Source organism: Neobacillus sp. CF12 (assembly GCF_030348765.1).
Taxonomy (GTDB): domain Bacteria; phylum Bacillota; class Bacilli; order Bacillales; family Cytobacillaceae; genus Neobacillus.
In genome coordinates this window covers 3310668-3323451 of the sequence record NZ_JAUCEU010000007.1, presented here as the reverse complement: position 1 = coordinate 3323451, position 12784 = coordinate 3310668, and the positions used below count along the sequence as shown (strand labels likewise).

Here is a 12784-nt window from a genome sequence, read left to right as displayed (position 1 = left end):
TTCAATTATTGAAGATAGGAAGTGCATAGATATGACAACCACTCCAAGTTTAAAATGGCTTACAGATGTGAATGTATTTGCAGTCAATCGTATTCCAGCCCATTCAGACCATGTCTATTATGAAACATTGGCGGAGGCAAAAAGCGCTTCCCAAATGAAAATGCGTCATGAATTAAACGGAGATTGGAAGTTTTATTACAGTATAAATCCTGACCATAGACCAGTGAACTTCTTTGAAAAAGAATATCCATGCGCTGGCTGGGGAGATATTACGGTTCCGGGACATATCCAACTTCAAGGCTACGGGCAGCCGCAATATGTCAACACGATGTACCCTTGGGATGGGCATCATGAACTTCGTCCGCCGGAGATTCCGACTGACCATAATCCAGTTGGGAGTTATGTGAAATATTTCGACGTTCCTGCAAATATGCAGGGACAACCGGTTTATATTTCCTTTCAAGGTGTAGAATCAGCTTTTTATGTTTGGTTAAATGGTGAATTCGTAGGCTACAGTGAAGACTCCTTTACACCTGCTGATTTTGACCTTACACCTTATTTAGTAGATGGAGAGAATAAGCTGGCAGTAGAAGTTTATCAGCGGAGCACCGGCGGTTGGCTGGAAGATCAGGACTTCTGGCGTTTTTCAGGAATCTTCCGTGATGTCTACCTTTACACCGTTCCGGAAATTCATGTTGCTGACCTCCATGTTCGTCCCGAATTGGATTCGACTTTTACGAGAGGGACACTTTCAGTCGATTTAAAGATACAAGGTTCAGCCGCTTCGAAAATAACTGCAGAATTAGTTGATAGAAAAGGCGGCCATGTTCAAACTGCTGAAGCTGAAAAAGTAGATGGCAAATGGTCGCTTACGATGCCTGTTGAGCAGCCTGCACTTTGGAGTGCAGAAAATCCTTATTTGTACAAATTATTTATCCAAATCTACAACGAAGCAGGAAGCTTAGTAGAGGTCGTTCCACAAAAGATTGGATTTAGAAGATTTGAACTTGTGAATAAAATTATGCACCTCAATGGAGAGCGAATTGTATTCAAGGGTGTGAACCGTCATGAATTCAACCCCCGCCACGGCCGGGCGATTACAAAAGAAGACATGATCTGGGATATTAAAACGCTAAAACGTCATAACATTAATGCGGTACGTACTTCACATTATCCAAATCAAACCTATTGGTACGAATTATGTGATGAATATGGCGTTTATGTCATCGATGAGATGAATCTTGAGACGCATGGATCATGGCAAAAGATGGGAGCAGTGGAGCCTTCTTGGAATATTCCGGGTAATAAGCCCGAGTGGGAAGCTATTGTCATGGACCGTGCAATCTCGATGGTAGAACGAGATAAAAATCACCCATCAATTTTGATTTGGTCCTGTGGTAATGAATCATATGCTGGTGAAGTCATTTTGAATGTCTCGAAATATTTCAAAAATGTTGACCCTAGCAGACTCGTACACTACGAAGGAGTATTCCACAATCGTGATTATAATGCTACGAGTGATATGGAAAGCCGCATGTATGCAAAACCTGCTGATATTGAGAAATATTTAAATGACAATCCAGAGAAGCCTTATCTTAGCTGCGAGTACATGCATGCAATGGGGAATTCACTTGGCGGCATGTACAAATATACGGACTTAGAACAAAAGTATCCAATGTACCAGGGCGGATTTATTTGGGATTATATCGATCAATCCATTTATAAAAAGGACCGTTACGGAAATGAATTCCTTGCATATGGCGGCGATTTTGGTGACCGCCCGACAGACTATGGATTCTGTACAAATGGAATTGTCTATGCGAATCGTGAACTTTCTCCTAAAATGCAGGAAGTGAAATTTTTATACCAAGATTTCAAACTAATACCAGATGAGACAGGTGTTACGATTAAAAATGAGAGTTTGTTCTCCAATACTGCTGACTATGAACTAGAGTATGTTCTATTCCGTGAAGGAAAGGAATTGTACCGAAATACAGTGCTTACAGCTGTTGAACCGCAAAGTGGGGGACGCTTCGAGTTTGAAATCCCTGCAGAGTTCCATGCTGAAATAGGTGAGTATTGCGTTCAAACATCACTCGTGTTGAAGGAAAGTACCCTTTGGGCTGAAGCGGGATATGAAATTGCTTTTGGTCAGTTTGTTTATCAAGTGGGTACAAGCGAAATAGCTCCAGCAAGCGGTGATTTACGGGTTGCCTACGGGGATGTCAATATTGGCGTTCACGGTCGTGACTTTACGGTGATGTTCTCAAAAGGTGCAGGAAGTTTAGTTTCACTGAACTATGCCGGCAAAGAAATGGTGGCACTACCACCAGCACCATTGTTCTGGAGAGCAACGACGGACAATGATCGAGGGTATTCTCAAGGTTTCCATTCCGGACTTTGGTATGCAGCGAGCCTGGCGAGAAAGTGTGTAAATATTGAGGTAGAAGAAAAAGAAAATCATGTAAGTGTAGGCTTTACTTATAAATTTTCCATTCATCCTGATATCGAAGTTAAAACGATTTACACTGTTAATTCAGATGGAAGTGTAAAGGTTAAGGCTGTTTATAAAGGGGCAGAAAATCTGCCGCAGTTACCGATTTTTGCAGTGTCCTTCAAGGTTCCAGCAGATTATGATCAATTAGAATGGTATGCGATGGGACCTGAAGAGAATTACTCTGACCGGGCTATGGGTGCTAAACTTGGTATCTTTAAAAATCAAGTAAGCGATAATTTATCAGGATATGTCATGCCGCAGGAATCTGGTAATAGAACCGGTGTCCGCCGCGTCAGTGTGACAAACGGTAACGGTCAGGGAATAAAAATTTCTTCGGTAACGAAACCGCTGGAATGCAACCTTAGTCCATATACGGCATTTGAACTTGAGAATGCACAGCATGTTTATGAACTTCCACCTGTTCATTATACGGTTGTAACAGTTGCCGGTAAGCAGATGGGTGTTGGCGGGGACGACAGCTGGGGAGCTCCTGTTCATGATGAGCACCTTATTAAGGCTGATCAGGACATGGAATTTGAGTTTATGATTCAAAGAGTCTAATAGTTTGTGAAGAGTGCCGGGGAACGGCCTCTTCACAGTTAAATTAGCAGGTAAAAAGATATACTTTTGTCTTTCTATGTCTGAATATTCTGAATATGTAGACCTATAAGATAAGCTAACTCTTCATTTAAGGGGGTGATTACCTTGATCTGAAAAACTGCATGATCTGCAGATTTTAGATATTGTCATCCAACTTAGAATACGAACATCAAGAGATTACCTAAAAAAGGGAGGATATATTGATGTTACAAGGGGAGTATGGAAGAAAGTTTTTTATCTATGGTTTGATTGTATTGCTTCTAGTGGGGATTCTTTCACCGGCAATACCACATTCGGCTTCTGCAAATGAAACCGCTGCCGAAGTTAACACCGGAGTGGAAACGATTAAATTAGATCCAAGTTATCAGCATCAGCCATTTGATGGCTGGGGAACGGCGCTCGTTTGGTTTGCTAATATTACCGGAGGCTGGCCAGATGAACTTCGAAATCAATTAGCTGATGATCTTTTTGGAGAAGAAGGATTAAATTTTAATATTGCTCGTTATAATATCGGCGGAGGAGATTCACCCGAGACCGAGCCATATATGCGTAAAGGCGGAGCGGTCCCTGGTTTTTGGAACCGGCCAGCAGATGTTCAACCGGGTATAGAAAATTGGTGGAATCCAGAAAATCCAAACCACTGGAATTGGGATGCGGATGCAAATCAACGCTGGTGGCTTGAAGCTGCAAAAGAGAGAGGTGCCGATACGTTCGAAGCATTTTCCAATTCCGCTCCATACTTTATGACTCAAAGCGGGTATGTATCTGGTAACTGGGATCCATGGAAGGATAATTTAAAATCAGATCAATATGAAGAATTCGCAACGTATTTAACAACAGTTGTTGATCGCCTACAAAAAGATATGGAAATTGAATTTAAAACACTGTCTCCTATAAATGAACCAAACACAGGCTATTGGCGTGCACTAGGAAGACAAGAAGGTTCGAACTGGTCACATGCTTCACAACAGAAAATTATCAATGAAGTGAAAAAGCAACTAGATGAAAAGCAACTTACTACAGTAGTATCGGGAATGGATGAAACAAATCCTCAAAAGTTTAGGCAGAATTGGGAGCAATATAGTCCTGAGACACGAGCAAACATTGGTCAATTAAATGTACATACGTACTGGCCGGAGGAGCAAACAGGTGTAAGAGATCTTGCCAAAATATCCGGAAAAAGACTCTGGATGTCAGAAGTGGATTTAAGTCCAGGAGGCTACGGTCAAAATCATGAGGATATCCGCACGGGACTTGGATTATCTGAACGGATTACTACTGATATTCAGAAATTGGAACCAGAGGCTTGGGTGCTTTGGCAGTCAATTGAAGATGAAGTCAATATGAGGCCGGAACACGAAAATGGGAACTGGGGATTAATTCAAGTAGACTTTGATCCAGAAGATTTTAGCAAGGTAACGATTTATAAAAATAAAAAGTATTATGCGATGGGGAACTACAGTAAGTTTATTCGCCCTGGTGCTCAAGTAATTAATTCAAATAGCACCAGTACGCTAGCAGCAATTGATAAACAGAAAGAGTCCGTCGTTATTGTCTATACCAACAACAGCACCGAGGAAAAAGCACTCAACTTCGATTTATCCGGGTTTGGAACAGTAAAAGAAAATGCAGAAGCGATTCCTTACGTAACCTCAGCAACAAAAAATATTGCTCAGGGTTCAGCTATAAAAATTGCTGATAAGAAATTATCTGCAACGGTAGAACCACAGTCGATTACAACCTTTGTTGTATCAAACGTCTCAGGTGTCAACTCAGAACAAAGTGTTGTTGATTACGAAGAAGAATACTTACTGATTAACAAACACAGTAATAAAGCACTTGATATTTCTTCAGACAACCAAACGGTTGTTCAGAAAACAACACTTCATGAGAAAGAAAGTCAGAGCTGGAAGATTCAAAAGGTAACCGATGGATACAGCAATACGGAGCGTTATCAAATCGTCCATCCAGCAACTGGTAGGATCCTTGGTTCATCAAATGGAGCTGCTATATTACAAGATGATAAGGATCAAGTCAATCAACAGTGGACTCTTTCAACCTATGGAAATGGAGAATTTACCTTCGTAAACGTTGGAAATGGTCAATTGTTAGAAATCGGTGGACAATCAATCGCGGAGGACGCTAAAGCCACTCTATGGCAGCCAAACGCAGGTAACAATCAAGTATGGCAATTGGTAAAAGCAGATATCGTCAAAGTTGAACACACTAACGTTACGGTACCAAAGAAAAAGACAGCACCAGTTCTTCCGCATGAGGTAACAGCTGTCTATGGAAATGGTGACCGGGTTGTAAAAGAAGTAGTATGGGATGAAATTGACCCAAAACTTTATGCTAAAGAAAATGTCTTTACGGTAGAGGGTACGGTGGAACATACGGAAATCAAAGCCATCGCAACTGTTACGGTATCAAAGATTGAAAGTTTCGAGCCTGTAAAAATTAAAACGATACCGGGAGCAGCTCCAGAATTACCGAAAGAAGTGGCAGTTAAACTAGCAAATGGGTCAGATGGGAAAGTAGAAGTCCGTTGGGATGAAATCGACCCATTATTGTACGCTGATTATGGGAAATTTACCGTAAGTGGGAAAAATCCATACAGCCCTGTCAAAGCCATTGCACAAATTCAAGTCACAGAAGATGCACTGGAAAATCTATCTTTAAGATCTGGAACAAAGGCAGGTGCTTCCTTTACAGGAATGTATGACAAGCCGGAAAATATGATTGACGGAATGATTTCCAGTGTCCGCTGGACAAACTGGGATCCAAATACATGGAGGCCAGAAGATACGGTAACAATTGATTTAGGTACGGAAGAAACAATCTCAAAAGTAGACTTCCATTTCTATGACGATTTTGGAGGCACAAGACCAGCAGAAACGTTGTACCTACAGTACTGGGATGGAAGTAACTGGATCGACATTGAAGGAACACAAACGAATGTAGATGCTAGAAAAGAGGTTAATATTTCTTTTGAACCGATTGTTACTTCAAAAGTACGGGCGATGATGACCGCTATGCCAAAAACATGTATTGCGATTTCCGAACTGATGGTATGGGGAGAAGGTGAAACTTCTGTCCCAAGAGTTGGAGAGGATGCATCATTAGAAAGTATTCTGATTAATGGACAGCCCCTTCAGGACTTTAAAACAGACACTTTCTCCTATCAAGTAGAAATGAATGGCCGTATCCACAAGGAGTTAAAGGTTGAAGGAATTACAAGCGATATTTTAGCTAAGACAGAAATTAAATTGCCTGAGACCCTGCCAGGGGAGGCTGTTATTACCGTGACATCTGAGGATGGTAAACAGCAGAAGACCTATACCATTAAATTTGTTAATGAGGAAGGTACTCTAGTAGGTCAATAGTTATACTAATAGTACTTCAAATGTTTACAAAGGGGGAGGCTTTCAGTAGCTTCCCCTATTTATAGCATAGCTTTACTCATGAATACTAAACTAATCTAGGATAAGGTGATTTTGATGATACATACTGATTCTGAGAAAAAACAGTTTCATTTAACCAATGGTCAGGTAAGTTATATTTTCCATGTGATGAAAAATGGCCAGTTAGGCCATCTTTATTATGGAAAGGCATTGCGTCATAGAGACGACTTTTCCCATTTACAAGTTTATGATGTTCCAACAGGTGCCAGCTGTCATGTGTATTCAGATGATCCAGCCTTTGTTTTGGAAACACTAAGACAAGAATATCCTGCTTACGGAAATTCGGATTTCCGTGAACCAGCCATTTCTGTCGGGAAAGAAAATGAATCCCATGTTCCTACATTTATTTATGACTCCTATCGTGTGTTAGAAGGGAAACCACGTCTTGAGGGACTTCCAGCAACGTACGGCAACGAAGCTAGTACACTACAGATTCTCCTAAAGGATGAATTCCTTCAGGCTGAGTTGAGATTAAACTATACGATTTTTCCGGATAAGCCTGTGATTACAAGAAGTGCCTCACTGACAAACAATGGTCCAGAGAAACTTGTGATTGAACGGTTAATGGGAGCAGCACTTGACGTGCCGGATAAGGATTTTATTTTTACCCATTTAGCAGGGGCATGGGCCCGTGAAAGGCATGTAAAGGAACGGAAGCTTGAAACTGGAATTCAATCGATTTCTAGTTTACGGGGTGCCAGCTCTCACCACCATAATCCATTCTTAGCATTAAGAAGGCCAACTGCTACGGAGCATACCGGTGAAGTCTACGGCTTTAACTTCGTATATAGCAGTAATTTCATCATGCAGGTGGAAGTAGATCACTACGATATGGCAAGGTTAACAGTCGGGATCCATCCGTTTGGCTTTAATTGGGGACTTAACCCGAAAGAAACATTTCAAACACCAGAAGTGGCAATGGTTTATTCCGATCAAGGCTTAAATGGGATGAGTCAGGCCTTCCACCAGCTTTACCGCGAAAACCTGATTCCGGAACAATGGAAAAGGGAAGATCGTCCGATATTAATCAATAATTGGGAAGCCACATACTTTGATTTTGATGAGGAAAAGCTAGTAAATATTGCAAAGTCCGCCAGTGAATTGGGAATTGAGATGTTAGTCCTTGATGATGGCTGGTTTGGAAAAAGAAATGATGACACTTCTTCTCTAGGAGATTGGCATGTTGACTTTAATAAACTTCCGAATGGGCTAGAAAGCTTGGCGAAAAAGATTAATGATGCTGGGATGAAATTTGGTCTCTGGTTTGAACCTGAAATGATCAGTCCAAACAGCGAGTTGTTTAAAGAACATCCTGATTGGGCTGTAGGAATGCTAGACCAGCATCGTACTTTAGGGCGTAACCAATTGGTACTTGATTTCTCCAGACCTGAAATTGTTGATTATCTTTACGAAAAAATGTCTGGGATTATTAGACAAACAAAACTGTCTTATATAAAGTGGGACATGAATCGTAACATAACGGAGCCTTTCTCACAAAAATTAGCATCCAATCAGCAGGGCGAGTTTTTCCATCGCTATATTTTAGGTGTGTATTCTTTGTATGAAAGGTTAACGAGTGAGTTCCCTCATGTCCTGTTTGAATCCTGTGCCGGCGGCGGCGGTCGCTTTGACCCTGGTATGCTGTATTATGCACCTCAGACTTGGACGAGTGATAATACCGACGCGGTCGAAAGGTTGAAGATTCAATATGGCACATCTTTAGCCTATCCGTTGTATAGTATGGGCTCCCATGTTTCAGATGTTCCAAATCATCAAACATTTAGAGAGACCCCATTGTCTACACGGGCAAATACAGCTTACTTTGGAACATTTGGCTACGAACTGGATCCGCACTCATTAACAGAAGAGGAAAGGGAGGAGATTAAAGAGCAGGTTGCTTTTTATAAAGAGCAGCGCCGCTTGATTCGGGATGGCCATTTTTACCGGCTATTAAGTCCTTTCTCCGGTAATGAGACGGCATGGATGGTGGTTAGTCCAGACCAATCGGAAGCACTAGTTGGCTATTATAAGGTATTGGCTACAGCTAATTCCCGAAAACAGCAAACATTACGTCTAAGTGGACTATCGGAAGATAAAGCATATGAGATCGATGGGCGAACCTATTATGGTGATGAGTTAATGCAAGTGGGTCTTCAGCTTCCAACGGAGTTTAACGGGGTAAACTTGAAATCGTCGAGGCGAAGAGGCGATTTCCAATCAGAAATATTTTATTTAAAAAGTACGGATGAACATATAAATTAATCTTTTGAAAAAGAGGCTGTCTAAAAAGTCATATAAATAGACTTTTTAGGAGCCTCTTTTTAATTTCTATAAAAATCTGTGTTAACTATGGAATGTTATTTCCTAGCTTTCTGTGCTAAACATTTTCCTTAATACTAACGTCACAGCCCCTAAAACCATGCCTGTTTTACCTAATTTTGAACAAACAATCTGAATTTCCTCATTGGAATTATTAAAATTATATTTTTCTATCATTTTTATGAGTGGCTGTAAAACAAAATCGCCTTCTTCGAAAATGCTGCCTTCTAATATAATTTTTGAAGGCTTAAGAATATTTACCATATTGGCCGTAGCTAACCCAAGGGAATGACCGCCCTTTTCCAAGATCGATGCAACTAAGGGCTCCCCTTCGCTGGCGGCTTTAAATAACATTTTGATGTTAAGTTCTTTTTTGCTATCGTTCATCCATTCGAGATTAAATGAATCGGGTTGAACTTCTAGTTCCTTTTTGACATTATTGATAATTGCCGATTCAGATGCATAGGCTTCTAAACAACCATGATTTCCGCACTGACACTTGGGACCGTTCACATCTACAATCGTATGACCTATTTCACCTGCTGAATGAAAAGAGCTTTTATAGATTTCATTTTTTATAAAGATACCGGAACCAATACCCCGTCCAACACTAATACAGATAAAATCAGATTCATTTTGTCCTTGCCCAAACCAGCTTTCTGCTAAAGCCAAGGCACGAACATCATTTTCCACAATAACGGGAATGTCGAATTCTCTTTCTAACCCTTCTTTTATTGGTATATTTTCTAGCTGTAAATGGGGTGAAAAAATAGCCATCCCCTGTTCTGAATCAACCAATCCGTGCATAGCAAAGCCGATCCCAAGGATTAAATCTTTTTTGAATTCAGCTTTCTTTATTATCCAATTGATACTTTCAATGAGCAAATTCATAAATTCTGTTTTAGAAGGAAGATTTATGATCTGCTTTACATAATTCTCAATAATCTTTCCATCCATGGTAGTTAAAATGACACGAACAACCTCTGAAGCAGCATATACGCCGATGATATAATGAGCAGAATAATTGATCCGCAGCATGATAGGTTTTCTGCCGCCTGCCTTCGAGGTAGTGGACTGTTCCTCTTTAATTAAGTTTTTTTCAATTAATTCACTGACTAAGGAACTCACAGTCGGCGGGGTTAAGTTAGTTTGCTTTGCTATTTCTGCTCTTGATATAGGTTCTTTAAGACGTATCATATTTAATACCGTTGATTGATTTAATGACTTCATTCTTTCAAAACTGCCAGTTTTAGTAACGTCCATCATCCACATACCTCCCTTTTTTTTGTTTTTATAATTTATAGAGTAAGTAATAATATAATATCATACAAGATGCAAAGAATAGAATTTACTCGAAACAATAGTTAATTAAATTAATTAATTATTGTTGACAGCCAATATTATTGGTTATATATTGATAGTGTAGTAAAAATTTTTACTAAATATTTATTTTTTTATGTAAGTATGTAAGCGTAATCAATCTAGTTGAAAAATTAACATCTGCCAAGCTTAGGAGGGGATACCTAATAACAAAATGGCAATAGGGGATGAGGTATTGTTAGAAAAGCGCACGAAGAAAACAATAATCCTTATAGCGGTAGTTTCTATTTTACTTTTAGCAGGAATTGGGGTGCTGTTATTTTCAATGAAGCAAGAACAATCAATCACATATAAGAATCCAATTGGTGGTATGACGAATATAGGTGATCCATTTGTATTAAAGGATGAGGACCAATACTATATGTATGCTACTTCTGCAGCTACAATTGGTTTTAGAGCTTGGCAGTCGGATAACATGGTGGACTGGGAAGAAAAAGGTCTGGTTTATGATATTGAACAACAGACTAATCAGTGGGCAACAGGTGATTTCTGGGCTCCTGAAGTAGTTAAACATAACGACCAATATTATATGACATACAGTGCACGTAACAAGGAAGGTCATTTGCAAATTTCAGTGGCCGTTAGTCAAGAACCACTGGGACCATTTGAAGATATAAGTACCGAAATCATCAAACAGTCTGGATCTTACATAGACGGACACATTTTCTTTGAAGATGATGGAACTCCTTATTTTTATTATGTTAAGGACTGCTCCGAAAATATCATTAATGGGTATCATGTGAGTCAGATATTCGTTCAAGAAATGAATGATGAACTAACGTCTTTAATTGGCGAACCACAATTATTGCTTGAGCCCGATCAGGATTGGGAAGGTTTAAATGGAGACTACCAATGGAATGAAGGCCCTTTTGTATTGAAGCATGACAGTAAATACTACCTTATGTATTCTTCAAACTTCTATGCAAGCTCCGATTATGGGGTGGGTTATGCAGTTGCCGACAATCCTATGGGACCTTTTATTAAAGCAATAGAAAATCCTATCTTATCAAAAGATTTAGAGAATGGAATTTCAGGTCCAGGGCACAATAGTGTTGCAACTGGTCTTGATGGAAAAACTTTATATACTGTCTACCATACTCATACTTTTCCTGATGACCCAAGTGGCGATCGGGTAATGAATATGGATCGAATCTATTTTGAAGATGGTAAGTTGAAAATTGATGGTCCAACTTACAAAGAACAAAAACTCAGGTAGGGGGAAGTAAATTGAAAAAATATAATTTACTAATCGTATTATCACTAATTGCAGCACTTCTATTAAGTGCATGCGGCGGTAAAGAGGAAAACAATGAAAATGCATCTGGAGATAATGGTAATAAAGAAATCCTATTATGGAGCGGGACAACTGGTCCTGATGCTGACCTTATTCAAAAAAATATTGACCAATACAATGCGACGAATCCAGATTATAAAGTTAAAATCGTTGCTATGAAGGGCGACGTACTTGGTAACAAATTAGCCACCGTTACTCGTTCTGGTAAAGGTGTTCCTGATATTGCACTTATAGCATCAGAGGCTGTATCGACTTACCACTCACAAAAAATGTTAGATTCTTGGGATAAGTACATTGAGGGTACAGAAGTTAAAGCAGAGAATTATATTGAAGAAGCTTGGAACGTGGGAACCGTTGAGGGCAGTCAGTTTGGTTTACCGGCTACAATGGGAAGTTGGGTTATGTATTACAACAAAGACTTAGTTGACAAATATGTACCAGGTGCAGCTGACGATAACATTATCACGTATGAAGAGATTGAAAAAGCAGGGGCTGCGGCAAAACCAGATGGTATATACGCTTATGGTTTCACATGGCAAATGCAGAACTTTAACAATCTATATTTGCAAATGGGAGGCAAATTCTCTGAAGATGGGAAACCAACAATTGATAATGACACAGCTGTAAAAACATTTGAGCAATTCAAGAAGTTGCATGACCTTGGATATATGAACAAAAAAGGCGAAGATATGAATAAGTTGTTCAATAACGGTAAAGTAATCTTCCTGCCTGAAGGTACTTGGATGTTATCACAAATGAACAAAATTACTAACTTTAAATGGGCAGAAACATTTACACCGCAATGGGATGCTGCAAATATTATCCAGGGTAGCGGTGCAGACCAATTTGCAATGTTTAAGAGTAAAGAGCGTTCGGAAGATAAAATCAAGGGTATTGTAGCCTTCGTTGAATGGCTTCAGGGCAATACATTAGAATGGGTTAAATCTGGTGCAAATCCAACTTCATTAGGTATGCTCGAAAACGAGGAATATACAAAGATGCCGCAATCATTCTTATTGAAAACTCCTGAGGCACGTCAAGCTGTTACGATTATCACAGATCCAGGAAGTTCTTACATCTTCGGTGAAGTGGACAAGGCTGCTTGGGATATCATCCAAGGTAAGGTTGATACAAAAGAGCAACTGAAGAAGATTCAGCAAACCGTAAATGACAAAATGAATCAATAAGATGGGGGAGGAATTTATTCCTCCTTTTCTTCTTTAAAAAGAGGTG

At 39.8% G+C, this 12784-nt stretch carries 6 protein-coding genes; 5 read left to right on the top strand and 1 reads right to left on the bottom strand.

Annotated elements, in window-relative coordinates:
* Positions 1–31: 31 nt before the first annotated feature.
* The 3 genes from lacZ (at position 32) to QUG14_RS15800 (ending at position 8820) form a co-directional block, all read left to right on the top strand.
* On the top strand, positions 32–3058 hold the full coding sequence (gene lacZ, locus QUG14_RS15810) for a beta-galactosidase, LacZ type (RefSeq protein ID WP_289341476.1): 3027 nt from the start codon (positions 32–34) through the stop codon (positions 3056–3058).
* Positions 3059–3300: 242 nt separating this feature from the next.
* Complete coding sequence (locus tag QUG14_RS15805) at positions 3301–6480, top strand: glycoside hydrolase (protein WP_289341475.1); 3180 nt, start codon at positions 3301–3303, stop codon at positions 6478–6480.
* A gap of 114 nt (positions 6481–6594) precedes the next feature.
* On the top strand, positions 6595–8820 hold the full coding sequence (locus QUG14_RS15800; protein ID WP_289341474.1) for an alpha-galactosidase: 2226 nt from the start codon (positions 6595–6597) through the stop codon (positions 8818–8820).
* 102 nt (positions 8821–8922) lie between these two features.
* Here the strand turns inward: QUG14_RS15800 and QUG14_RS15795 are convergent, their stop codons facing one another.
* Entirely contained in the window at positions 8923–10143 is a 1221-nt protein-coding gene (locus QUG14_RS15795; RefSeq protein WP_289341473.1) for an ROK family transcriptional regulator, read from the bottom strand.
* Positions 10144–10432: 289 nt separating this feature from the next.
* On the opposite strand from QUG14_RS15795, the gene QUG14_RS15790 reads away from it, so the two are divergent.
* Both QUG14_RS15790 and QUG14_RS15785 read left to right on the top strand, forming a co-directional pair.
* Positions 10433–11473 carry a glycoside hydrolase family 43 protein gene (locus QUG14_RS15790; RefSeq protein WP_289341472.1) on the top strand — a complete coding sequence of 347 codons (1041 nt, stop codon included), beginning with the start codon at positions 10433–10435 and terminating at the stop codon, positions 11471–11473.
* An 11-nt stretch (positions 11474–11484) separates the two neighbouring features.
* Positions 11485–12738: an extracellular solute-binding protein gene (locus tag QUG14_RS15785; protein ID WP_289341471.1), complete on the top strand. Its 1254-nt coding sequence runs from the start codon at positions 11485–11487 to the stop codon at positions 12736–12738.
* The last annotated feature ends 46 nt before the right edge of the window (positions 12739–12784 follow it).

Excerpts from the sequence above, each read along its gene's own strand:
- lacZ (WP_289341476.1), top strand. The coding sequence starts at position 32 with ATGACAACCACTCCAAGTTTAAAATGGCTTACAGATGTGAATGTATTT.
- QUG14_RS15805 (WP_289341475.1), top strand. The coding sequence starts at position 3,301 with ATGTTACAAGGGGAGTATGGAAGAAAGTTTTTTATCTATGGTTTGATT.
- QUG14_RS15795 (WP_289341473.1), bottom strand. The coding sequence starts at position 10,143 with ATGATGGACGTTACTAAAACTGGCAGTTTTGAAAGAATGAAGTCATTA.
- QUG14_RS15800 (WP_289341474.1), top strand. The coding sequence starts at position 6,595 with ATGATACATACTGATTCTGAGAAAAAACAGTTTCATTTAACCAATGGT.